21 protein-coding genes and 1 pseudogene are annotated in these 24,746 nt (G+C 54.2%); 16 read left to right on the forward strand and 6 right to left on the reverse strand.

Going from position 1 to position 24,746, the window contains the following annotated elements; translation table 11 throughout:
* Positions 1 to 46: 46 nt before the first annotated feature.
* From SCD_RS00480 to SCD_RS00540, 14 genes are all read left to right on the forward strand, one after another.
* Positions 47 to 1,090 (forward strand): rod shape-determining protein, encoded by a 1,044-nt coding sequence (locus tag SCD_RS00480; RefSeq protein WP_041673555.1) that lies wholly within the window; start codon positions 47 to 49, stop codon positions 1,088 to 1,090.
* Positions 1,091 to 1,181: 91 nt separating this feature from the next.
* Positions 1,182 to 2,087: a rod shape-determining protein MreC gene (gene mreC / locus SCD_RS00485; RefSeq protein ID WP_009207108.1), complete on the forward strand. Its 906-nt coding sequence runs from the start codon at positions 1,182 to 1,184 to the stop codon at positions 2,085 to 2,087.
* Positions 2,088 to 2,089: 2 nt separating this feature from the next.
* Positions 2,090 to 2,623 carry a rod shape-determining protein MreD gene (gene mreD / locus SCD_RS00490; protein WP_009207107.1) on the forward strand — a complete coding sequence of 178 codons (534 nt, stop codon included), beginning with the start codon at positions 2,090 to 2,092 and terminating at the stop codon, positions 2,621 to 2,623.
* Entirely contained in the window at positions 2,620 to 4,524 is a 1,905-nt protein-coding gene (gene mrdA / locus SCD_RS00495; protein ID WP_009207106.1) for a penicillin-binding protein 2, read from the forward strand. The genes mreD and mrdA overlap by 4 nt, the downstream gene beginning before the upstream one ends.
* Positions 4,517 to 5,623 (forward strand): rod shape-determining protein RodA, encoded by a 1,107-nt coding sequence (rodA, locus tag SCD_RS00500; RefSeq protein ID WP_009207105.1) that lies wholly within the window; start codon positions 4,517 to 4,519, stop codon positions 5,621 to 5,623. The genes mrdA and rodA overlap by 8 nt, the downstream gene beginning before the upstream one ends.
* Positions 5,624 to 6,547 (forward strand): septal ring lytic transglycosylase RlpA family protein, encoded by a 924-nt coding sequence (locus SCD_RS00505; RefSeq protein WP_070099564.1) that lies wholly within the window; start codon positions 5,624 to 5,626, stop codon positions 6,545 to 6,547.
* An 18-nt stretch (positions 6,548 to 6,565) separates the two neighbouring features.
* Entirely contained in the window at positions 6,566 to 7,705 is a 1,140-nt protein-coding gene (locus tag SCD_RS00510; protein WP_009207103.1) for a D-alanyl-D-alanine carboxypeptidase family protein, read from the forward strand.
* Positions 7,702 to 8,553 (forward strand): D-amino acid aminotransferase, encoded by an 852-nt coding sequence (locus SCD_RS00515; RefSeq protein WP_009207102.1) that lies wholly within the window; start codon positions 7,702 to 7,704, stop codon positions 8,551 to 8,553. The genes SCD_RS00510 and SCD_RS00515 overlap by 4 nt, the downstream gene beginning before the upstream one ends.
* A 1-nt stretch (position 8,554) precedes the next feature.
* On the forward strand, positions 8,555 to 8,821 hold the full coding sequence (locus tag SCD_RS00520; protein WP_009207101.1) for a YbeD family protein: 267 nt from the start codon (positions 8,555 to 8,557) through the stop codon (positions 8,819 to 8,821).
* A 128-nt stretch (positions 8,822 to 8,949) separates the two neighbouring features.
* Entirely contained in the window at positions 8,950 to 9,495 is a 546-nt protein-coding gene (gene lipB, locus SCD_RS00525; protein WP_232504468.1) for a lipoyl(octanoyl) transferase LipB, read from the forward strand.
* A gap of 38 nt (positions 9,496 to 9,533) precedes the next feature.
* Positions 9,534 to 10,481, forward strand: coding sequence for a lipoyl synthase (gene lipA / locus SCD_RS00530; protein WP_009207099.1), 948 nt, complete (start codon positions 9,534 to 9,536; stop codon positions 10,479 to 10,481).
* Positions 10,482 to 10,661: 180 nt separating this feature from the next.
* Positions 10,662 to 10,889, forward strand: a complete 228-nt coding sequence (locus SCD_RS15995) for a hypothetical protein (RefSeq protein ID WP_009207098.1) — start codon at positions 10,662 to 10,664, stop codon at positions 10,887 to 10,889.
* Between the two features lie 49 nt (positions 10,890 to 10,938).
* Complete coding sequence (locus SCD_RS15485) at positions 10,939 to 12,291, forward strand: TniQ family protein (RefSeq protein ID WP_021035727.1); 1,353 nt, start codon at positions 10,939 to 10,941, stop codon at positions 12,289 to 12,291.
* A 369-nt stretch (positions 12,292 to 12,660) separates the two neighbouring features.
* Positions 12,661 to 12,864: a hypothetical protein gene (locus tag SCD_RS00540; RefSeq protein WP_009207096.1), complete on the forward strand. Its 204-nt coding sequence runs from the start codon at positions 12,661 to 12,663 to the stop codon at positions 12,862 to 12,864.
* A gap of 53 nt (positions 12,865 to 12,917) precedes the next feature.
* Here SCD_RS00540 and SCD_RS00545 read toward each other — a convergent pair whose 3' ends face one another.
* The 5 genes and pseudogenes from SCD_RS00545 to SCD_RS17065 all read right to left on the reverse strand — a co-directional run.
* A complete protein-coding gene (locus tag SCD_RS00545) occupies positions 12,918 to 13,505 on the reverse strand; it encodes a tetratricopeptide repeat protein (RefSeq protein WP_009207095.1) in 588 nt (195 codons plus the stop codon).
* A gap of 46 nt (positions 13,506 to 13,551) precedes the next feature.
* Positions 13,552 to 14,865: an RHS repeat-associated core domain-containing protein gene (locus SCD_RS00550; protein ID WP_009207094.1), complete on the reverse strand. Its 1,314-nt coding sequence runs from the start codon at positions 14,863 to 14,865 to the stop codon at positions 13,552 to 13,554.
* A gap of 36 nt (positions 14,866 to 14,901) precedes the next feature.
* Entirely contained in the window at positions 14,902 to 15,825 is a 924-nt protein-coding gene (locus SCD_RS00555) for a hypothetical protein (protein WP_009207093.1), read from the reverse strand.
* A gap of 51 nt (positions 15,826 to 15,876) precedes the next feature.
* Positions 15,877 to 18,321 carry a hypothetical protein gene (locus tag SCD_RS00560; protein ID WP_051338757.1) on the reverse strand — a complete coding sequence of 815 codons (2,445 nt, stop codon included), beginning with the start codon at positions 18,319 to 18,321 and terminating at the stop codon, positions 15,877 to 15,879.
* Positions 18,322 to 18,792: 471 nt separating this feature from the next.
* Positions 18,793 to 19,374 (reverse strand): annotated as a pseudogene (locus tag SCD_RS17065) (DUF6531 domain-containing protein); the annotation flags it as partial.
* A gap of 1,141 nt (positions 19,375 to 20,515) precedes the next feature.
* On the opposite strand from SCD_RS17065, the gene SCD_RS00565 reads away from it, so the two are divergent.
* Entirely contained in the window at positions 20,516 to 22,153 is a 1,638-nt protein-coding gene (locus SCD_RS00565) for a hypothetical protein (RefSeq protein ID WP_009207091.1), read from the forward strand.
* A 24-nt stretch (positions 22,154 to 22,177) separates the two neighbouring features.
* Entirely contained in the window at positions 22,178 to 22,441 is a 264-nt protein-coding gene (locus SCD_RS00570) for a hypothetical protein (RefSeq protein ID WP_041673265.1), read from the forward strand.
* 375 nt (positions 22,442 to 22,816) lie between these two features.
* On the opposite strand, the gene SCD_RS00575 is transcribed toward SCD_RS00570, so the two are convergent.
* A complete protein-coding gene (locus SCD_RS00575) occupies positions 22,817 to 24,724 on the reverse strand; it encodes a hypothetical protein (protein WP_041673266.1) in 1,908 nt (635 codons plus the stop codon).
* Between the last annotated feature and the right edge of the window lie 22 nt (positions 24,725 to 24,746).

The raw sequence follows: 24,746 nt of genomic DNA on the forward strand, positions 1-24,746 counted from the left end.
ATGTTTCATTTAACCCACGCACCTCAATCACTGGAATTAAGCAATGATGTTTGGATTCTTACGCGGATATTTTTCCAACGACCTGGCCATCGATCTGGGTACCGCCAATACCCTGATTTTCGTACGCGGCAAGGGTATCGTACTGGACGAGCCCTCGGTGGTAGCGATTCGTCAGGAGGGTGGACCTTCTTCGAAGAAGACTATCCAGGCGGTAGGTATAGAGGCAAAGCAGATGCTGGGCCGCACGCCGGGCAACATCACGGCGATCCGCCCGATGAAAGATGGTGTGATCGCCGATTTCACCATCACCGAGCAGATGCTCAAGTACTTCATCAAAAAAATTCACGATTCGCGCATGCTCAGCCCGAGCCCCCGCATTATCATTTGCGTGCCCTGCGGGTCCACGCAGGTGGAACGGCGCGCCATCCGCGAATCGGCGATCGGCGCCGGTGCGCGTCAGGTATATCTGATCGAGGAGCCGATGGCGGCGGCGATCGGCGCCGGCCTGCCGGTTGCAGAAGCGACCGGTTCGATGGTGGTGGACGTTGGCGGCGGTACCACCGAGGTCGGTGTGATCTCTCTTGGCGGCATCGTCTATGCTGCATCGGTGAGGGTCGGTGGAGATAAGTTCGACGAAGCGATCATCAACTATATTCGCCGCAACTATGGCATGCTGATTGGCGAAGCCACGGCCGAGAAAATCAAAAAAGAGATCGGTTCAGCCTTCCCCGGTTCGGAAGTGCGCGAAATGGAAGTGAAGGGCCGTAATCTGGCCGAAGGCATCCCGCGCAGCTTCACTATTTCCAGTAACGAAATCCTCGAAGCCCTGACCGACCCGCTCAACAGCATCGTCAGTGCGGTCAAGTCGGCACTGGAACAGACTCCGCCGGAACTGGGTTCGGACATAGCAGAAAAGGGCATGGTCCTGACGGGCGGCGGCGCCTTGCTGCGCGACCTGGATCGATTGTTGATGGAAGAAACCGGACTGCCGGTGATCGTCGCCGAAGACCCTCTCACCTGCGTGGTGCGCGGCAGTGGCCGGGCGCTCGAGGAAATGGACAAATTGGGTGGCGTTTTCACCAATGACTAGTCCTGAGCCCTGAGTCCTTGAGTGCTGCGCAAGAAACATTGCGAAGCGCCAACTACTCAGGACTTTTTACTCAGGACTCAGCACTAAAATTATGGATCACCAGGCTCCGCCATTTTTCAACCACGGTCCCAGCCCGCTGGCGCGCTTCGTCTTTTTCGCCTTGATTTCCCTGGTGCTAATGCTGTTGGATGCTCGTCTGAATGCACTGGATTCGCTGCGCCAGATAATTTCAGTTGCCGTTGCTCCACTGCAGAGTCTGGCTATGACGCCTGTTGAACTTCTCGACCGGACCGGCGATTTTTTTGTTACTCAAGCACGCCTGCAAAATGAAAATGCCATGCTCAGTCAGCGTCAGCTGGTGCAGTCTGCGCAATTGCAGCGGTTGCAAGCGATGCAGGCAGAGAATGTTCATCTTCGAAATATCCTCAGTATCCAGCAACAGCGAGGCGAAAACGTAGTGGCGGCTGAAATCGTCTATACCGGACGCGATCCATTTTCCCAGAAAATTACCGTAAACAAGGGCTTGACTCATAAAGTCCAGGCCGGGCAACCGGCGCTCGACGAGATTGGCGTAATCGGCCAGGTTACCCGGGTATACCCGTTCAGCAGCGAAATCACCCTGCTCACCGACAAGGACCAGGCCATTCCGGTGGAAATTGTTCGCAATGGCGCCCGTGCAATCGCTTTCGGCCATGGCCAGGATGGTGCGCTTGAGTTGCCTTTCATGGCGGCCAATGCGGATATCCAGAACGGCGATACCCTGGTTACCTCCGGTATCGATGGCGTTTATCCTGCCGGCTTGCCGGTAGCGGTGGTATCGAAAATCGAGCGCAACGCCTCTTTCGCCAAGATTACATGCATCCCTAGTGCGGGCGTGAACCGACACAAGCAGCTTTTAATCCTGGTTGGCGAAGTGCAACGGTTCCGGAAACCTGATCCAGTGGGTACAGGAAAGACTGACAGCAAGACGCCGGTTGTTAGAAAGAACAGGCCTTAGATATGCATTACGCCGGAGCGCCGGAGCTGCTTAAGCCCGCCAGTAGAAAATTTATCTTTTTTACGCTGGTGAGCGGGTTACTGATCAACCTGTTGCCTTGGCAAGGGTTGGCGCTGTCGTTTCGTCCAGATTTCGTCGCTCTTGTGCTCCTGTTCTGGGCTATCCGTGAGCCACGAAAATTGGGTTTCGCAGCAGCCTGGATTGCCGGGCTGATGATGGATGTCGGCGATGGCGTGATTTTGGGCCAGCATGCCTTTGCTTACAGTCTCGGCGTCTATGCTGCGATCGTGCTGCATCGACGTATTCAGCGGTTCACTCTTTGGAAGCAGGCGTCCCACGTGCTGCTACTGCTATTGCTACTGCAGACTACGATGTTGATCATACGGTTATTCGGGGGCGGCGTTTTTCCTGGCCCCAGTTATTTCTTTTCCTGCCTGACTGGCGCAATGCTATGGCCGGTCTTAAGCCTGTTATTTCTGCTGCCTCAGCGTGGCAGGCCGAATGCTGATTCGGTGTATTCCGCGGGCCACAAGTGAATCGTCCGACCGAACTCAGAGACCATCAGAGGGAGTTGTATTATTTCAGGTGGCGGCTTGGCATCGCTGCGGCAGGCGCCGTACTGTTGTTCACGCTGTTGGTGGGACGCTTCTTTTTTCTGCAGGTGGTGGAGCACGATCATTTTCACACCCTGGCAGAAAATAACCGAATTTCGATTGTCCCCGTCGTTCCCAATCGCGGCTTGATACTTGACCGCAATGGCATTGTTCTGGCGCACAATTACTCTGCCTATACCTTGGAAATTACGCCGAGCAAGATCCAGGATCTGGAGGCAACGATCAATGGACTGGCGGCGCTGGTAGACATCCAGCCGCGCGATCGCAAGCGCTTCAAGAAATTGCTTGTGGAAAGCCGCAATTTCGAGAGTCTGCCGATTCGCGCCCGCTTGAACGATGTCGAGGTTGCCCGCTTTACCGCCAACCGCTTCCGTTTTCCCGGCGTAGACATCAAGGCACGGTTGTTCCGCCATTATCCCAAGGGGGAGCTGGCTTCCCACGCCATTGGACATATCGGGCGCATCAACGAAGCCGACCTGGATCGACTGGAAGCCTCGGAAGATATGGCTAATTACCGCGGTAGCGACCATATTGGCAAGCTTGGCATCGAACAGAGTTACGAAAAACAGTTACATGGTGTCACTGGCTTCGACCATGTGGAAACCGATGCTGGCGGCCGCGCGATTCGCACTCTGAGCCGGCGCGATCCGATTTCAGGGAGCGACTTGACGCTTACGCTCGACAGTCGCTTGCAGGAAGTGGCCGAGAAGGCGTTCGGGGAATATCGTGGAGCACTAGTGGCCATCGATCCGAAGAGCGGCGAGGTGCTGGCCTTTGTCAGCAAGCCCGGGTTCGACCCTAATCTGTTTATTGATGGCATCGATCCGGTTAACTGGGATGCCCTCAACAACTCTCTCGACAAGCCGCTCAATAACCGAGCTCTGCGCGGGCAGTACCCGCCGGGTTCAACCTTCAAGCCGTTCATGGCGATGGCCGGGCTGGAACTGGGCAAGCGCACCCCTTCCTACACTATTTCCGACCCGGGCTTCTTTACCCTGCCCGGCAACGCCCATCACTACCGCGATTGGAAGAAGGGAGGGCACGGCTCGGTGGATTTGTACAAATCCATCGTGATTTCCTGTGATACTTACTACTATGGCTTGGGTGTCGATCTGGGCATCGACAACATCACCAACTTCATCGGCCAGTTCGGTTTCGGCAGGAAAACCGGCATCGACATCGAGGGGGAAACCTCCGGTGTGCTACCCTCGCGTGAGTGGAAGATGAAGCGCTACAAGCAAAAGTGGTACACCGGCGACACCGTGAGCGCCAGCATCGGTCAGGGCTATAACCTGGCTACACCTCTGCAACTAGCTTTCGCCACGGCGGTGCTGGCCAATAACGGTACGGTTATTCGCCCGCACCTGGTGCGCTCGATTCTCGATGTCGCCACCAATCAGTTGCGGATGACGCCGGCTGCCAAGCCCGTCGCCACTCTGCCTTTCAAGCCGGAGAATCTGGAGTTGGTGAAGAAGGCGATGATAGCTGTCACCCAACCGGGTGGTACGGCGGCGAAGGTCGGCGTGGGTGCCCCTTACCTTACCGCCGGCAAGACCGGCACAGCCCAGGTGATCGCCATCAAGCAGACCGAAAAATACGTGGAAAGCAAGGTGTCGGAGCGCAATCGAGACCACGCCTTATTCATCGCTTATGCTCCAGCCGACGATCCCAAGATTGCCATGGCCATCCTGGTGGAAAACGGCGGCCACGGCGGCTCGACGGCGGGGCCGATCGCCCGCTTGGTGCTGGATTATTTCCTGCTTGGCAAGCTGCCGCCGCCGCCAGTGCCGCTGACCGAGGCGCCGGAGGAGGAGCATGATTAAAATCGATGTGCGGCGGCTTTGGCTGCGCTTGACCGAGAATGTCGACAGCTTGCTGATGAGCTTTATTCTGATGCTGATGCTGATCAGCCTGGGGCTGTTATATAGTGCCTCCGGCCAGGATCTCGCCAAGACTTCCAGCCAGATGGTCAACATGTCCGTGGCGCTGTTGGTGATGTGGGGTGTGGCTAAAGTGCCGCCGCAACATCTGGCGCGATTCGCCTTGCCGGTTTATGTTATTGGTCTGTTGCTACTGGTCGGCGTCGCGCTTTTTGGCGATGTCAGCCATGGCGCCCGGCGCTGGTTGCATATCGGCGTTACCCGCATTCAGCCCTCGGAGATGATGAAACTGGCCGTGCCGATGATGCTTGCCTGGTACCTGGACAGGCGAGAAAAAACCCTTAACATCAAGGATTTTGGCGTCGCCGTCCTGATGCTGGTTGTGCCGGTAGGGTTGATTATTAAACAGCCGGATCTGGGGACTTCATTGTTGATTTCCGCCGCTGGCTTCTACGTGCTGTTTCTGGCCGGACTGAGCTGGCGTATTATCCTCGGCCTGGTTGGATTGGGCGCAGCGAGCGCACCGATTCTGTGGTCGCTGTTGCATGATTACCAGCGCCAACGAATATTGACCCTGATCGATCCTTCCCAGGATCCTCTCGGCTCGGGTTATCACATTATCCAGTCGACCATTGCATTAGGGTCGGGCGGAATTTTCGGCAAAGGCTGGCTTAATGGAACGCAGTCTCACCTTGATTTTCTGCCGGAGCGAACCACGGATTTCATTTTTGCCGTCTATGCTGAAGAATTTGGCCTGGCTGGCAATCTTATCCTGCTGGCAGTGTACGTTCTGGTGATCGGCCGCGGTCTGGTAATCGCCGCCAAAGCACCTACCTTGTTCAGCCGCCTCCTGGCAGGCAGCCTTACGTTGACCTTCTTTACCTACGCCTTCGTCAACATGGGCATGGTGAGCGGTATTCTGCCCGTGGTTGGCGTGCCGTTACCGCTGATCAGCTACGGCGGGACTTCCATGGTGACACTACTGCTTGGATTTGGTATGTTGATGAGTATTCAAACCCACCGGAAACTGGTGCAGTCATAAATGAAAACGTCCCGCTGGTTCTTGTTTGTTCCACTTGCCGCCCTTCTGGTTGGTTGCGGCAGCGTCGCGCCACGGCAGGATGCTCCGGTTGTTTCCAGACAGGAAAAATCGGCTGTGGTGACTAAAAAAGGGGGCGGTTATTACCTCGACGACGGCCCGGGTGATAACCCGCCAGCCAATCTCGATGCCATTCCCGATGCCGAACCGAAAGTAGAACCTTTGCACAAGGCCGCCACCCGGCCTTACACCGTACTGGGCCAGACCTATACCCCCGATACTTACCTCAAGCCCTACAAGGAAACCGGCGTGGCTTCATGGTATGGCCGGCGCTATCATGGTCAGAAAACCTCGATCGGAGAGGTCTACGACATGTACGGTATGACTGCAGCACACCCTACTTTGGCCATCCCGAGTTATGTCCGCGTCACCAACCTGCAGAACAGCAAATCGGTAATCGTGCGGGTCAACGACCGTGGCCCGTTCCATAGCGACCGCCTGATCGATTTGTCCTACACTGCAGCCTACAAGCTGGGCGTGCTCGCAGGGGGCAGCACCCGGGTTGAGGTGGAGACGATCGATCCAGCCAATTACACTGCCGCAGCAAAACCGGCTGAAGCGCCGATCACCGCTTCCTTGGCCGACAAGGGGGGCGTTGTCGCGGTGCCGGAGGCGCCTTTGCAGCCGGCAGCGACTACCGGCCACTATGTCCAGCTCGGTGCGTTCGGCGCGCAGGATAATGCGGAATCTTTCCGTGGCAGGCTTAAGATTGAGCTGGCCCAGCTGGCCGACAAGTTGCAAATCCATTCTTCAGATGGCCTGTTCCGGGTGCGCGCCGGGCCGTTCCAGACCCTGGCCGAAGCCAGTCAGATTGCAGCCGAGATCAAGAATTCGCTCAACATCAAAACAGTGTTGACCACCCGCTAATTTTCAACAGGTTTATTAATGATGAAAAAATTCCTTACGTTTGCACTGCTATTTGCTGTTCTTCCGGCGCTTGCATCATCTCCCGCCATTTCCCTGCCCCCAGCGCCGGACATTGCCGCCAGAAGTTACATCCTGGTGGACTTTTTCAGCGGGCAGACGTTGCTTCAGCGAGGCGGGGACGAACGGATAGAGCCCGCTTCGCTAACCAAGCTGATGACGGCCTACCTGACTTTTTCCGCCCTGCGTCAGGGTGTGATCGCGTCTGCCCAGGCGTTGCCGGTGTCAGAGCGGGCCTGGCGTGCCGAGGGTTCACGCATGTTCATTCAGCCAAGCACACCGGTAGTCGTGGACGATCTGATCCGTGGCATGATCGTTCAGTCCGGCAATGATGCGTGCATCGCCTTGGCTGAGGGCATTGCCGGCAGCGAAGAAGAGTTTGTCCGGCGCATGAATCTGGAGGCTCAGCGTATGGGGATGAAAAGCACCCATTTCATGAACTCCACCGGGCTTCCTAATCCGCAGCACTACACCACTGCCCGGGATTTAAGCCTGCTGGCACGGGCGATCATTCGCGATTTTCCGGATTACTATCCGCTCTATTCGCAGAAGGAATTCAAATACAACAACATCAGCCAGGCCAACCGAAACCGCTTGCTGTGGCAGGATCCTACCGTCGACGGGATGAAAACCGGGCATACCGAATCTGCCGGTTTCTGCCTGATCGCGTCGGCAAAACGTGATACACGTCGGTTGCTTTCAGTGGTGCTGGGTACGACTTCGGAAAGCATGCGCGCCAGCGAGAGCCAGAAATTGTTGAATTACGGCTTCCAGAATTTTGACACTCACCACCTGTACCAGAAGGGCCAGGTCGTTTCCTCCCTGCCGGTGTGGAAGGGAAGCGAAAATATTCTCAAGGCCGGCGTTGCTCAGGATGTCTATGTTTCGCTGCCCAAGGGCCAATATGCGCGCCTCAAAGCCTCGCTGGTCAGCAAGCAGCCCTTGCTGGCACCACTTTCCGCTGGGCAGGAAGTCGGCACTATCCGTTTGATGCTGGATGATAAACCTTATGCCGACTACCCGCTGGTAGCGCTGGAAGGCGTGGCCAGGGCAAACTTCTTCAAGCGTAGCTGGGATGGTGTGAAACTGTGGTTCAAATGATCTACCTTAACGGCCAATTCATGCCAATCGAAGAGGCTCGCGTACCAGTGCTCGACCGCGGTTTCATCTTCGGCGATGGCGTCTACGAGGTGATCCCGGTTTACTCGCGTCGGCCGTTTCGCCTGCGCGAGCATCTGAAACGCCTGCAGCACAGTCTGGACGGCATCCGTTTGGCCAATCCGCATAGCGAGGATGAATGGGTGCGCCTGATCGGTGAGCTGGTCGAGCGCAACGAAGAAGAAGATCAGTCGCTCTACCTGCATGTGACCCGCGGTGTGGCCAAGCGCGACCATGCTTTCCCACCGGGCGTGGCGCCGACGGTGTTCATGATGAGCAACCCGTTGGTCACTTCGACGCCGGAGCTGGTGGAAAGTGGCGTTGCCGTGGTAAGCGCGGTGGATAATCGCTGGCTGCGCTGCGACATCAAGGCAATAGCCTTGTTGCCCAACGTATTGCTGCGCCAGTTGGCGGTAGATGCAGGCGCTGCCGAAACCCTGCTGCTGCGCGACGGCTTTCTCACCGAGGGTGCAGCCAGCAACATCTTCGTGGTGCGCGACACTGTCCTGCTGGCGCCGCCGAAAGACAACCTGATGCTGCCCGGCATTACCTACGACGTGATCCTGGAACTCGCTGCGGCCGCATCCCTCAAAACCGAGGTGCGGCGCATCAGCGAGCATGAAGTGAGGACGGCGCAGGAACTGTGGCTCACTTCCTCGACCAAGGAAGTGCTGGCGATCACTCATCTGGACGACCAGCCTGTCGCGGATGGCCGGCCCGGTCCTTTGTTCCGCCAGATGTACCCTCTTTACCAGGATTACAAGAATACTGTGATGCGCAAGGAAAGCTGAAATGGAAGAGCGTACCACCCTGCTGGAATTCCCCTGCGACTTCCCGATCAAGATCATGGGCGAAGCGAGAGAGGGCTTTGCCGATGCCATGCTGGAACTCGTGCTGCGTCACGCGCCGGACTTTGTCGCAGCAAGTACGGAAATGAAGGCAAGCAGTAGCGGCAAGTACGTTTCCCTGACCTGCACCATTACCGCTGTTTCCCAGGCCCAGCTCGACGATCTGTATCGCGAGATCAGCAGCCATCCGATGGTGTCGATGGCGCTTTGAACCGTGAGGGGTGAAGAGTGAGGAGTGAGGAGAAAAAGGCGGAGAGTGAGGTTTTGCCCCTCACTCCTCACTCCTATCTCCTCACCAGAAATTTAGGTCTGGTCGAATACCTGCCGACCTGGCAAGCGATGCAGGATTTTACCGCCACGCGCGGACCGGATACGCCCGATGAACTATGGCTGCTGGAACATCCGCCGGTCTACACCCTGGGCTTGGCGGGCAAGCCGGAACACTTGCTGCGCGCAACTGATATCCCGGTCGTGAAGATCGACCGCGGCGGCCAGATCACCTACCATGGGCCGGGGCAGATCGTCATTTACCTGCTGCTGGATTTGAAGCGGCGCAACATTGGCGTCAAGGAACTGGTGCGGCGCATGGAGCAGGCGGTGATCGATCTGCTGGCGGAATATGGCACCAGGGCCGAGAGGCTCGACAAGGCGCCGGGTGTCTATGTCGGCAACGCCAAGATCGCAGCCCTTGGGCTGCGCATCAAGAATGGCTGCTGTTACCACGGCCTGTGCCTGAACGTGGATATGGATCTGTCTCCGTATGCGGCGATCAACCCCTGCGGTTACGAAGGGCTGGCCGTGACGCAGTGCCGTAATGTCGGCGTTACCGATAATCTTGAGGTTATCGGTGAAAAATTGACTGTGAAATTGAGACAAAATTTTTAATCGCGCCTCTGCGGTTCAACTGAGTATTTGGAAATTCCATGGCTGAAAACAGACAAACCGGCGCTGCAAAAACCGCGCGCATCCCGATCAAGATCGTCCCTTCCGAGCCGTTGCGCAAGCCAAGCTGGATTCGTGCCCAAGCGCCGACCTCGGCCAAATATCAGGAGATCAAGCAGATCCTGCGCAGCCGCAACCTGCACACCGTGTGCGAGGAAGCGTCCTGCCCCAATATCGGCGAATGTTTCAGCCACGGCACCGCTACCTTCATGATCCTGGGCGACCTGTGCACGCGCCGTTGCCCGTTCTGCGACGTCGCCCATGGCACGCCGCTGCCGCCCGATGTTGAGGAACCTGCGCAGATCGGCAACTCGGTTGCGGTAATGGGCCTGAATTACGTGGTCATCACCAGCGTCGACCGCGATGACCTGCGCGACGGCGGCGCCGGCCACTTCGCCGCCTGCATCCGCGCAACTCGCGAGCAGTCCCCGCATACCCGCATCGAAACCCTGGTGCCGGATTTCCGCGGCCGGCTAGAGGTCGCGCTGGATGCGCTGGCGAATGATTTGCCCGACGTCCTCAACCACAACCTGGAAACCGTGCCGCGCCTGTACAAGCAGGCCCGTCCGGGCGCCGACTATGTTCATTCGCTTAAGCTGCTGCAGGAATTCAGGCAGCGCTACCCGAACATTCCCACCAAGTCCGGCCTGATGGTGGGGATAGGCGAAACCGATGAGGAAATCCTGGAGGTGATGAGGGATCTGCGCGCCCATGGCGTGGAGATGCTGACCATCGGCCAGTATTTGCAGCCGACCCGGCATCACCTGCCGGTGGTGCGCTTCGTCGAACCGGCCCAGTTCGACCGGTTCGCTGCAGCCGCTGAAGAAATGGGCTTTTCCAACGCGGCCTGCGGGCCGATGGTGAGGTCAAGTTACCATGCCGACCAGCAGGCGAAAGAGGCCGGAATGGGTGTTAACTCACACAAATAAATGATAATTTCTACTAATCAATAATAATATTACACTAATCAATGACAGATAATTTCCGCTTAGACTGGTGTATATACTAGGTTTAAATGAAAAATGCCAGCTAATCTGGGCGCCCATTCCAAAGCCATTAGAAGGTAAATTACTGCCATTTGGTCATACATAATTGCTTCCGGACGCGGAATGGACGTCGAATCTATCCCTAAATTTACTGCCTCCGCAGCAAAACTGTGGGCAACCGTTCCCAGCGATACGAAAAAGCTACTGCTCTCTAATGTTTGGTGCGGCAAATGCCGTCATGAAGTCACAATTACCAATTTTTCCGGCGCAGTCAAAGCAGGCGATTTGTTGCTAGTCGGCCTGTGTTCGGAGTGCCATAGCGATGTGGCAAGAGGGATCAAGGTGAGTTGACTTATCCAATAGTTACTGAATATGTGATTTCCGCTTAAAGCCAATAATCATGCCGCTCTGGCCCATACATCCCAAGCCAAAAGAAGGAGAATTACTCTCCTCCTGGATCACGCGGCTCGCGCGAGCAAATCACATGGCAACGGCTGACTTCTGCAGAGTTGTCCTACCCGATAAAAGTACCACCCTTAAAGAGATTGACCGCACATACAACGCTGAGATGATGCAGGCGCTGGCGGATGGTGCCGGCGTTCCGATAGAACGTGTATGGGAAACGTCGCTACTTTCTGATGAAGGCTACGTCTTCAACCATCGGTCCTATGGCACTACAGAGTGGGTATTGCCGACAGCGGCAGTCGATGGAGTTGACGGCAATGGTATGGCGTATTGTCCCCAGTGCCTGGACTCGGATGCTGAGCCTTACTACCGCAAGTCCTGGAGATTCGCATTCAACCCCGTCTGCCCTACGCATCGCGCCTTCCTTCGGCATGGCTGCCCAAGCTGCGGCAAGCCATACAACTATTTCTACGCCGCATCCACCCAACCCAGCATGGCAAACTTGATCGTCACATGCCGGTGGTGCGGTGCGACCATGCGTCATGCGCCGGCGGATCAAGATAATTCCGCACTGATCGACAGTGTCTTAGCTATCCAGGAGAAAATTAATTCCGGTATAGGCAGCGATTCATTCGCGGTGTTTGGGCATGACTACATTCATGCGCAGCCCTATCTCAGGTTTTTTCATACTTGCATGAATTCGCTCACCGTCCCGGATAAGGCAAGATGGGTTGCACGCAACCATCCTGAGGCCCTACCGAAGGGGATCAATGTTGCTGTACTCGACCGCAATGACTATACCTTTGTGATCGAGCAGCGGTCCCCGGAGGAACTCGGGACACTGCTTTGCCTGGCTGACGTCTTGATGGGGGGCTGGCCTGACCGCTTTATGCATTACGTCCGAAAACTTAAGATATCTCCGCACAAGTTTTTTTCGAGTAAAACCATTCCACACTGGGTCACTCAATCGGCCAGCGAGTTCTGGTTTACCAAAGCAGAGGGTTTCTCCAATGGGGAGATCGAGAACGCCGGGCAGATTTTGCGCAAGAAGCTCGGACGGCCGGAATCTGAGGGCGAGCTCAAGGTCTTCATGACTCTGGGCAAGGTCCGGAATCTGGACAAGGTAAGCCATAAAAAGAGGAAAGAAGCCGAACTCTCCCCCGCGAATTTTGAGCTAAAGCACTCCGGGCCGGGGGGAGATTTTCCAAGAAAGAAATCAGACAAGTGGAGAAAGCTGATCGCAGTTGAGTCCGCTGAACTGCTCGCGAAGATTGCCGTACTCAGGAAGCCCGCACAAATCGCCGCAGACGAACCCACAACTCAGCTTGAGCTCTTCGATAAAAAATGACTACCGCTTTTATTTAAATCAAAATAAAACTACATGAAATAAATAATTCAGTTACTTAAGTTTTGTGCCGGCCCATTTTTTGACTATAGCACCTTAGAAGGTTTATATTTCAAGAGCACAGTTATGAGAGTAGTGCTCCGCCGTATTTAAAGGGTTTGGGCGGCGAAGGGCTGATAAAACGCCGTGAACTGTAACTTGCCGTAGGTGAGTCGCTGAATCCAAATGATGTGATACATACCATGCCCTCAAACAATTAGCCCCCGATGTTATCGTCTGTCTATATGCCAAGGCAGATATTATGGTTGATCGTATTTCAAAAAAGGCCGCGGGTCGATGCGAACCCGGCTCCTTTAATTCTCAGGTAGACAGATGATTGATTTCATTCTTGACATACTAGTCGCTCCCTACCATCTCTTGATGGGTGTTGTGCTTGGCCTTCTAGCTGCTGCTGCGGCTTGGTATCTGCTGCCAGGAACCGTAGATCGTTTAAGCGTGGGGGGATGGCTGGTGGTTATTGGATTAGTCTGTGGTGTCGTCTATAGCCTATTGGATGAGAAAGAGAAAGAATCATAAAGCCTTGGCTAATCGCCATGTGGGTTTGTGATTTTTGCTTCATCTATCAACACTCAACACCTTATTTTCTCAGAATAAGGATCTCGCCATGCAATAAGAAAACTCTCTATGATAGCTGCAATAAACCTCAATCCGCCTTGTGTCCAAGTAAGCAGATTCAGTGCATGTTTCATTTGAACTACCGCTAGTTCTCTTTTTGCAAATACATTTCCTTGGTCAGCAGCACGTCTCAAATACTGCATTGCGTAGTCGTTGTTCGCAGCCACGCCTCTACCAATTAGATACATAAGGCCCAGACGACAAAGTGCTGGCGGGTAACCTTTTCCTGCGCTGAGGCGAATGTACTCAAATGCATCTTCGGATTGGCCATCCTCTTCTAGAAGTCGCCCACAGTAGAACATTCCTTCCGCCGAATTAAGTGCTGCAGCTTTTTTGAACCAGAAGAGCGCACTGTCACGGCTTTGGGCATAACCAATGCCTTCGCTATACATCCAACCAAGAAAAACTTGTGCATCCAGATAATCCTTCTCCGCCAGTTCCTTATAGCGAGAAGCAGCTTCAACGTACTGGCCAGCTTTATATAGGTGCGTTGCTTCAGAAAATACTTCTTGGTCTAATTTCTTATCAGTAGGCTGTACCATTCGACGACCCCCTCAATTCGCTCTTGCTAAGGCACCCAAGATAACTTTATTTCGGAAATTGAAGGGTTAAAGGTATCGGTGGAGGCACGCTGCTCGGTAGAGCAGGAGTACTGATTGCTGGTGGTGTACATTGTGGATACACCGGATGTTTTGGAGGCGGCAAGCCTGGAGTTTTTGAAAGGGCACCTTTTATAGTTGCTTTTGCCACACCGACGGCGATGCGCGCAGCTTTCGGAACAGCTATATATCCGCCGCCGGCCGCCCCAGATACGACTGTAGTCACTCCACCCACACCGCCAGCGGCCATGGCGGCATTTCCCATAGAGCCGATGGCTGTAGCCTGAGATATAGTCATACCATTTTGAAGGCCACCTATAGTCGAGGTGATAAGCAAGCCATCAGGATCAAAATAATTCAGCGGATTATTTTCAACATAGCTATAAGTATTAATTCCCCCGTCCAGACCAATCGGGTCAGAGGTGGTGTACCTCCCGGTACTGGAATCATAATTCCTCGCGTAGTTATAATTCAGCCCCGACTCCGCATCGTAATACTGTCCCGGAAACCTCAGATTCACCGTAACCTTGGTATTGTCCCCATCCGCATCCTCATTCGCCAGCGTTGAGCCAAACGCATCCGACTCCCACCGCCAGAGGACTTTGCCTGTCTCATCCATCGCCGCTCTAGGCGTGTTGAGATGATCCACTTCGTAGTAGAGGGTCTTGCGGGTCGGTTGATGTTCGATCTGGGCGATCGGGGTGTCGTCTCGCCAGACGTAGGTACGGATTGGGGTGCCGGTGCCGCTGGTCTCGGCCAACAGGTGGCCTTGCTGGTCGTAGTGGTAGACCACGGTCTGTGCGCCTTGGGGCGCACTGGCGGTGGTGACTTTGCGGGTGCGTTGGCTCTGGGCGTTGTAATAGTAGGTCGCCATCAGGACGCTGTTCTTGCTGATGGTGTAGAGCTGTCCGGCCTGGTTGTAAGTGTAGGTTCTTCCTGTGCCGTCTGAGGTGATGCGGCCTGAGGGGTCGGTGCTGACGCTGACTCCCTGGCGGGTGGTCAGCATTTTGTTGGAGTTAGGGTCGTAGGTGTAATTGCCTGACCCGTCGCTGAGGCGGTTGCCGTCGGCGTCGTAGCTGATGGTCTGGGTCTGGGCCGGACCGGCTTCTGTATTGAGGCGGTTGAGGGCGTCGTAGCCGTAGGTGGTAGTGGCCTGCCCTGTTGTACCCGGATTCACGGTGCGCTGGGTGATGTTGCCGAAGTCGTCGTGGACCAGGCTGGCGGTTTCGGCTTGGGCCGTTGTCTGCCCTAGCAGGAGCAGGCCTGCCAGCAGGGGGGCGATCAGCCGGGTATGCTTTAACATGAGGGGTGCCCTTTACTTATTCTTGTGGGTTCGCCGTTATTGAGGGGTGACGGTGGCGGTGATGCCTGTGAGCGGGCTGCCATTGATGTCGTAAGCTTTGAGGCTGGTTTGCGTGAGACCGGTGATGCCACCGGCAATGTAGAATTTAAACTGCACCAGGCCGTTCTTACTCAAGGTTTGTGCAAGCGTATTACCCTTGGCTGGCGTTAGCATCACTTTCAGGTTTCCGTTGCCATCGTCTAACCAAACCGCGCTTTTCAAATAGGCGACCGGATCGACTACACAGGCCACGCCTACACCAGACGTATGCGTAAATTGCAGCTGAATCGAATGAGGGATAATATCGTTACCGTTGGCATCCTGGCCGCTAAACGTGACTGCATAGCGGTCGGCTGTCTCCATCGACTTAAGTGCAGAAGGGTACGTGTTTAAAAAATCAAACGACGCCTGCCCATTGGTGAATGGCGTATAAATATTAAACAGGTTAGACAACCCCGTTCCTGGCAAAACAGTTACATTAACAGGGTAAATGGTATTTCCTGCACTATCTGTAACATGAACCGTCGCCGTTCCTGTAGGCAGCGAGGCAGGCAAGTCCAGGAGAATGGCAGTTTGCCACCACTCTCTGTCATCTGCTGTTACAGCCGCATTGATATTTTTTCCAATGCCCCAGTCGTTACTACCAAGATCTTGCTTGGTGCGGAAACCGATCATCAGCTTGGAAGAAGGATCTGGATACAGGTTGACTACCCCTCTGACCGGCACATTGGTAATGGCAGGGCCTGAAGATGGCGTGATACTCACATTCAGATTCTGACTCTTTAGATTCAGCCAACCCACCGGCAGCACCACAGTATCACCTGCCCGCGCAGCAGTGCCAAAGGTCTGCGTCCCCGCACACCCTGCCAACGTCCCCATTAGCGGCACCATCAACAACAGTAAATAAGTCCGTGCGTTCATTTTCTCTCTCCCGTTTCATTATTACTTTGTTCTGTTTTTGTTCAGTCGGTTTTAAAACGTTTCCAACCCCAACGCCTTCCTTCTGATCCTGGCCACATCCGCTGCATCGATGACGCCATCCGGTGTGCCGCTCGGGGCCACATCCCCATGCACTAGCTGGTCTGCCGTAGGCGTGACCAGTCCCAGCGCCATGCGCTCGGCCAGGGCGACGTCGGCGACGTCTACTATCCCGTCTCCGTTCAGGTCGCCATCCGGGGCGTTGTAACGCCGGGTGGATGGCAGGCCAGCCAGGTCGTAGCTGTTGCTTTGCTTGATGCCGTTGCCCAAGGTCTGGGCGGTGACTTGGCCTACGCCGTCATAGGCGATGTCTTTGGCCAGGTGGGTGGTGATGATGCCGTTGCTGGTGTCGATGGTGTTGATGCGGCCGGCAGGGTTGCGGGTGAGGGTCTGGGTTTCGCCGGTGGGGGTGGTGGTGGTTAATAGTCGGTTGGCGCCGTCGTAGCCGTAGCCGGTGGTGTAGTTGACGCCGGCGATCTGGCGGGTCTGCTGGGTGAGGCTGCCTTGGTCGTCGTAGCTGTAGGTGGTGCTGCCTTCGGCGTCGGTGATTCTGCACAGGCGGCCGATGCCGTAGTTGCAACCGGTGCTGCTGTCCCAGATGTAGGCAATGTTCTCGCCGGTGGCGGGATAGGTGATGCTGGTGAGGCGGTTGAGGGCGTCCCAGGTGTAGTTGCTTGTGATGCCTCGGGCGTCGGTGGCGGTCTTGAGGTTGCCGGCTGCATCGTAGGTGCGGTTGGTGATGCCACTGTCGGGGCTGGTTTGTTGGGTGGCTTCGCCTAATGCGTTGACGGTGTAGGCGGTGGTGATGTCGGCAGGGTTGACGCTGCGTCGCGGGATGGTGACGCTCTTGAGTTGATCCAGTCCGTCGTAGGTATACGAGGTGGGGTTGCTGATTTGGTTGAGGGCGTCTCCGACGTAAATCAGCCGGTTGAGGGCGTCGTAGTTGAAGGTGGTGGTATGGGGGGTGCTTGTGCCCTGCCCTTCAACGACGGTGGTCATGTTACCGGCGGCGTCGTAGGTGTAGAGGGTGGTTGATGTGGCGCCCTGGTTGTAGGTGATGACATCGGTCATGAGGCGGCTGAGGGCGTCGAAGCTATGGCTCTTGGTGGTGCTGAGGACGTTGTTGGCGTCGAAGATTTCTTCTTTGGTGCGGTTGCCGATGGCGTCCAGGGTGTAGTGGATGCGGTTGAGCTGGGTGTCGCTGATGTCCGTGAGGCGATGGGCGGCATCGTAGGTGTAGTCGATGTGGCTGGTGTCGGCCAGGGTGACTTTGATGAGTTGGCCGACGGCGTCGTAGTCGTAGGTGGTGGTTTTAGTGCCGACGGTCCGGGTCTTGAGCCAGCCTCGCGTGAAAGCGAGCGTCGTGGTGACAGTATTAGGGTCGATGATAGTGATGGGGCGACCGTTGCCATCGTAAGCGGTAATAGTGGTGATGTGACCCAGTGCGTTGGTGATTTTCCACAGGTCGCCTTTGCGGTATTTGGGTATGGGTAACGTGCTGTCATCGGCGCTGTAGTAGGTGTAGGTGGTGGTGTCGGCGATGTCGGTTCTTGGGCCGTCAATGCTCTTGAGGAGGTTGAGCAGTGTGTTGTCGGTGGCGCTGGTGTAGGTGTAGGTCCAGGTGCGGGTTTTATTGGTGGCGGTGTCTTTGATGCTTCGGGTGTGCAGCAAGAAGTCGCTGCCGGGGATGTCGTAGGCGTCGGTGGTGGTTCTGCCGGGTTCGGTGATAACTAACGGTAGGCGGTAGGTGGGATGCCAGGTGGTGGTGATTTTACGTTGAGCGGTGTTGGCGGCGGGGATCCACGCTGCCCAAGCTGCGACGTCGGCAGGGCAGGCTGTCGTGCTTTCCAGGCCTTCGGCTCGGGCGATTTCGAGGTTGCGGCCCAAGGCATCGTAGGCGGAGCAGGTTTTATGCTGATTGAAGTCGGTTCGACTGGCGACGTTGCCGTTGGGGTCGTAGGTGATGCCGCTGGCGGCGGCTGCACAGCCGGAGCCGCCGGGTTGGTTGGTACCGAGGCTTTTGACGACGCCTAATACGGTGGTGAAGTTGTAGGTGCGGGCGGTGCCAAGGGCATCGGTGACGATGGTGTTGGTGGGGTTGCCGGTGGCATTGGTGTTGTAGGTGAGCTGGTATCTGTCGATACCCTGATTCAGGCTGGGGGCGTGCTCTTCCTTCACCGCCCTGCCTTGAGCGTCGTACCAGTAACTGGCATAGCGGGTGCCGGGGTCGCTGCTGGCTTTCTTATCAGTGATGCCGGTCAGGGCATGAGGCTGGTTGGTGTTGCCGGTCTTGTCCTGTTCGTTATACCAATATTGGCGGATGCTACCGTCGGGGTAGGTTACAGAAGTGAGATTATTCCCCAGTGGTTGGCCACTTAAAACAATTGAACTAGATTCGTCGTATTTGTAGAGGTAGACGCCACCGGCAGGGACGGTCATCTTTGACACGCGTGCGGACCCATCGTAGACAAAGTTTAGCTGCCGCCCTGTGGGGCTGGTAACAGTGAGCAACAAATCTCCAATTGGGGCAACGGAAGAAGGCGTTACAACTGAACAGGCAGCACTAACCACATTACAGCTATAAACTAGTGTTTGGGTCTGGCCTGTGAGATTGGTGATGGATGTTAGCTTGCCTGATGCATCATAAATTTCCACTTCCCCCTGCTCATTGAGATACCTCCAGCCGTTCGGCTTTCCTGTTGTAATATCTACACCTAATTGGCCCAAGGTTCCAGCTGCGTCGGCGTCACCTATCCAAGGGGCGTCAGCTCCTACTTGAGTAAACTGATACCGTTTACCATCACCACGGCCAAGACCAACAATGCTGTAACTACCAGCCCCACTGCCAGAAGTCATGAAATTTAAAGTTTGTCCATACCCTCCCTTCCACCCCACTCCCAAACCATTTATGGCCTTGGAGCTACTGTTGTAGGTGCGCTCCATTCGCAGCGGGTACAAATCAACTCCATTATAATCCAGCTCATGTTGGTGTTTATTACCTACGCCAGTGTTTATAGGATTAGTGCCGTTGTCGTTGCATGAACCACCAGAGTTCTTTGGTATGGATGGGATATCGGGAGAGGGGGTGCAAGACAACGTGGAGAGAGGTCCGGTACTGCTTGAATATGGAGTGCCCTCATTGCGGGAGGGAGACTCAATCCAGGTTACTATACAACCTAGCCCACTTGGAATAGGGCGTACTTCAGATGGCAATGGATAAAAACCACAACCCCAATGGCTGCCAGAGCCGGCTACACAATCGGATTCCAACTTGGCATAGTACGCGCCAGTAGCATCGCAACTGGCGCTAAAAGTTTTGATTTGATCTGCTGTGCATAAGGTTTGAGCAAGTGCAGGAAGAGTTAGCAATAGTGGTAACGAAGCAAACAAAACTTGAGGTCTTGCAATAGCACACGCAACCCTAGCAATACAACTAATTGCTTTCACATCAAGAAGTAACCCGCGACCAAACGCCACATGTAAATCAACCATTCTCTTATTTCTCCCCAATTCCCCGTAATACCCAGGCTCAATTTTTGTTAGGGTGCCGTGTGTACTGGCTATTTAAGCCGGGACTTACGCCTTATGATGAAATTTTATTCCGCCAAAATGTTGCAATGCCAATCTTGCATTGCAACATGCCCCATATTCAATTTCTGCTCCAGAAATCAAAGTGAATAGGCTCCCCGATAGCCTAAAGCAATCCCCGTGTTGGTGGCGCCCCCGGTATTTGTGGTTTTGATTTAGGGTTGACTCAAAAAATATTAACACCTGCATATCCATTTTATATATAGGGGTTTCCCCTATTGTCTAAACTATTTTGGCGATACCCGATAAATAGCCAAATTCATGCACCGGTTTTACTATTCACCCGTTATCCGTAGCTGGATCAGCCTTTTTCGGAGGTGATCAAGGCAAGTCAATTCCCTTACTCAACTGCAACCCACCTTCATAAGGCATTCTTCCTGCTCTGGAGGGATGGGACGGGTGTTCCTTTTGCCCATAACCGTGAACGTGCAAGCCGCAGAATCTGCGCAACGCCGGCCGTATGGTTGCCACGAACTCGCTGCAGTACGTCTACGGCGACATTATTGGAACGAAATATCAGGTAAGAAGGCAGTATGGTTGCAGTATTGATGAGTTGACTAGGGTCCCCCAAAGTGCGCAGGGTTGAACCACAGCAGGCGTCAAGGCGTGAGGGAATGAGGAATTGTCGTCCAGCTTTCTCAGAACCAAAAATCTGTAGCGGTGTTTCTTCTTTCGAGGCGTTGCCGGACTTCTCGTGGAACACCATAACCGAACTATATAGCGTCTGATCTGGGCGGAGCGGAGAAATAAAAGACAAGGAGATTCGTCTAGTAGACATGGATAACTCCTTGCCTTGCAGAAAACTTCTTTGTCTTCCACTTTATTTTCGCGGACCAGCCTCAACCGCCACCATTCAATGCGGATTTCACAAAATGTAGTTTCCGAGCATACTAGCTACCGTCTTCAGGTCATCAACTCTGGCGATATGATGCCCGCAAACGATACCACCTTCCGACCGGTATTCCATAAGCTAGGCCGTGGCATCCACCGGATAGCCTGGTTCGGCGACATAACCTACGCCAGCCGAACCGGAGGGTCTTCACCCATGGCCCAGCTCGTTCTATCCCGCTGGAAGGACAACAAGCACGCTGCTCGTATCCACCGCGACCAGTTCACCACCATAGCGGTCCCCATAGCCTACCTTCGACTGTTCCGCATCGGCGATCTATGGAATGACGAGGAACGGATCGGGACCGGCGAGGACTTCGTCCAGGAAACCTTCGAGGACCTGACAATCAATGACACGACAGTGGAAGTCGCGCCGGCCGGCCTCCCTCTGAACCAAGGAGGCACCTCGCTCTATCCCCTACCGTTTTCGGCCTTGGAAGCACACCGAGACCACACTGGGGCATTCTGCGCCCGGGTGCCCGTAGCCAACGACGTCACCCTAATGGTGCCCTGCATGGAACTCATCCGCTTCTACTTCGGCGCAAGCGGAGGTCTCCTGAAGCGCCTATTTTCTGGCGCATTGGCTAGCCGCCAACTGTACACCTCGGCACGAATCAATCCCGCCACTGGGATCGCACACCTGGATCTGTTCCCAGGCCTTCCTGGCGTCGCGGCCAGTACAGTTGGACGCATCGCGTTCGATCCACAAGCACGAAAGGCTATGCGATGGCTTATCAACTCAGGTGTGAGCGCAGCGGCCAACAAGGAGCGCCATTACCCTCGTACCACATTTCCATTCCTTGGCGAGACGACCCTGACCGCTCAGGGCAGGTGGATCGAGCAAGGTAGGCACCGGGTGTTCCTAGCCGAACGGCTGACCCGGTGCACACACCCGTTTCCTTTCCAGAAACTTTTCTACACGTCACAGGTAAATCTGAATGCTATGTCCAATGCCTCACGTCAAAAATCAGAAATAATGGCGAGACATGACGAGGATACCCGCCCCAAGGTCCAGCTTACCGATGGAATGGTGGCTCGTGACCTGCAAGCGATGGCAGTACCTAGTCCCGAAGAAATCGACTGTTCTTTTCCGGACCTCATGACAAAGCACGTTCGGCGAGTCAAGCCGGCCCAACCGACGGGCGCCCACCATCACGCGGCACCAGACGTTACTCTTGCTACTGGTGATCCGTTGTCTTCCAGCAATAATCGGGAAGCCGAAGTGACCACTGAGACCGCAGAACAGGCCATTATAGAAACGTATCCCGAAGGGGCCGCATTCTTGCATCAAGTGATCGAAGATGTCAGGTTTGAGGGTAATGATTCCATCGAGATGGTTCCCATTCGATATGAGGCTGCTGGCCAAGAGACGCCTTTCACGCGTGCGGACTACCTGGTGCCGACGGCCGACTCTCGGCTTGAGACCATTTGGGCTACTCGACTTAGTATTAGCGCCCCAGGCATAGAGCCCTCCTTGCTGCTGTTGGTCAAAGAAAGGCCTCCCTGGGCGAGCGAGAACAGCGATGACCAAGGGATTTTCTTACCCTACCGCCCCGAAGAGGATCCACAGGGTCACGTGCTTGAAAAACTTCTCATTGACTTCGCAGGTATGGACAGAGAGCCGGAACCGAACGAAGGTTCGGCGAAGAAACTAGGACAAATCGGATTGCCTTACGACGTCAGCGCCATGCTGCCCTTTCTGATGCGGGTATGGGGGATAGACAACAAGCATTACAACGAAAAGATGCGCCAACGTGCGTTAAGTGTCACACCCCTAGAAAGTGGCGTAGGATAAGAAAAACAACCCCTCGTGAATCTTATGCCTTGGCCCGTCATCCTAACGACTCTGACTCTCGCCCTGGTTTCTGCTTGGCTGGTATTTATACGGAACTGGGAGGCGTGGCAGGCGATGCTGGCTGTGGCATTTGCCGCGTTTGGAATCATCAGTTTGTTGATAGTCGCGATTCAGCTTCTCTCGGATCGGGATGGCCGTGCTGAGAACTGGCGTGTTGTCAAAAAGACATTCGATGATGATCTGGACCAGATGCTCAAATATTTTCGGATTAGGAAAAGAAAGGATTAGTCAGGTTCTGGTCGACGCCAGAATCTGCCGAGAAACCCATAAATAGCGATGGTCTTATTAATGCCAACCACGCCAAAGAAAGAGGAGTCCTAAGAAATACTCAGACGCCGATGGACACGAATTAAGAGTTATGAAGGTTGCCAACCAATAAAAAACCCGACAATGATATCGGGTTTGGATGGTCAAGGAGCAGTGGCGATAATGAAAATTATCATTTATGTTTAATGAGTTACAAACAATCAACCATCATTGTCAGGCCAAAGTTTCATGGTATTCCCCTCTTTCCCGTGTTCTTAGACTAGATTCTAGCAAAAAAAAAGCTTTAGTCAAATGCGTTACTCATCTCACGCCCCAGGTCGACGATGGAAGGTGCATTTATTTAATTGTTAGCGCATTTTTCAATATCTTAAGGGTTATCTCTGGCTCGCCCTGATTCCCCCCCTCCTGAACAAGTTGTACGATGCGCTCGGCAACCGATTTTGCATCATCTGAGCGTCCAAGATGCTGATACGCCTTAGCAATAGTATCGAGAAAAAATATGTCTGGGTTGGTAGCGCTAAGGGTGTGATGTTCAAGCACGCTGAGACTGCTAGATAACTGTGCATGCAGAGCTGAATCCGGTTGACCCCCCAGAGACCCTAGTAACTCCAAGTATTGTGTTGCGTAGTAGGCGAAGTTGTTGTGGATCTTGATGTCATCTGGACGCGCCGTCAAGCCTTTGCTCGTAACCATAACAGCTCTATATAAGAGAGAAGTTCGCTCTTCGATGTCATGATCTGGCAAGCTGCCAATATATTCCGCCTTCTTCCAGAGCTGATAGCCCAGAAGTTTAGGCAAGGCTCCAGAAACGTGCGTGTAGTCGGCTAGAGGCAACTCGTCAGGCCAATGGCCTGTCTTATGGCTTACACTCGCAATGCCCTCAACAGCTTCTTCCGCTGACTGATATAACTCAATGGCTGGATCCGTCTGACCGAGCTTGGCCACGGCTTGCGCGAGGCGGAATTTAGCCAGGGGAAAGGATGGGTAAAGATCGGCAAGCTCAGTGTAGAGTTCTACCGCTTGTTGCACATATTCTGGCGCCTCGGTGGACATGAGACAAAGTGCCTCATTCATTCGAGCGTAATATATATACTGAGCTTTGCCTTGACCGTCTGATAGCTCACGCTCCCCTGCCTGGCGTACCTGCAGGAAATGTTCGGCGGCCTGAATATATGCAGAGACTGTTTGTGGATGCTGAGCTCCTTGATTTAAGGAAATCTTGGAGGCTTCTTCTCGTAGTTTTCTTCCCTCAACATATACGGTGATGAAATTTGCCGCCACGTTCAGTTCTGAGAAGCGTTTCAATATATCGTCATCCGACTCGACTGAAATAATCTTGCCCTGCTCACCTTTTGATATAAGAGGCGTTGTTGCAGATACAAGAATCGTATCGGCGTAGTGTGCACAAGCGTCCGTAAAATGTTTCAAGACCTTTAAATGTGGTTGAACCAGTGCACTATTGTGAATCGGAGTACCGCTGTTCTTCCCTGCTCGCTGTACATAGCCAAATCTATGATCAATTTCACCCCAGGCATCTTCAAAGACTGTGCGTATTTGAATTTCGATCGGCAAGGGATGCTTTTTCTCTCCATAATCCGTTCTTAGCTTCGCAACCGAGCAGATGCGGCTGACGATATGAACACTGGAATACCCCTCGAGCGACTCCTTGAGTTCAAATGCCGCGCCAGCTTGTGATAAGACTTCCTTTAGTTGCGCCAAGAACGGATCGTGATGAGGTGCATTTGTATATATGATTATTTCTTCAAAGCAACTCTTTTGGAAGGGATTAGGCGAAAGCTCTTTTCCGTGCGCAATTAATGCGAGAACCTCTCGAACTATATCAGGAATCTCCTTCCGAAAAAGCGTTATTAGGCGGATTCCTATTACATCGGTAACAGAGTCGACATCATATTTTTCCTTTTCTTTTCGCTTACGGGTAACTTTTTCAATTAGCCTTTCTTCTGACTTCACGCGCGACTTGATTGCATAGCATAAGCTGCCGAGACCTGAGTGCATAATCGCCTGGAGGACATTTTTTTCACCATCCCTGCCGCCCATCTCAAGTCGCGCGGCATTGAGCGCTAATGCATCACTTTTCCCCATTCCTTGTTCCATCCTTGGATTTCGACAATTGTCGTATTTTATGAAATCTAGGGCTGTTACCATATCTGCCCACAGATGCCCCAGTATAAAGAAAAAAACTGGCGGCGGAAAAGCGGTAATCTTAATTAATTCTAACCACATCACCGATTACCGGCCCCAATAC

The sequence above is a fragment of the Sulfuricella denitrificans skB26 genome, from assembly GCF_000297055.2.
Classification (GTDB): domain Bacteria; phylum Pseudomonadota; class Gammaproteobacteria; order Burkholderiales; family Sulfuricellaceae; genus Sulfuricella; species Sulfuricella denitrificans.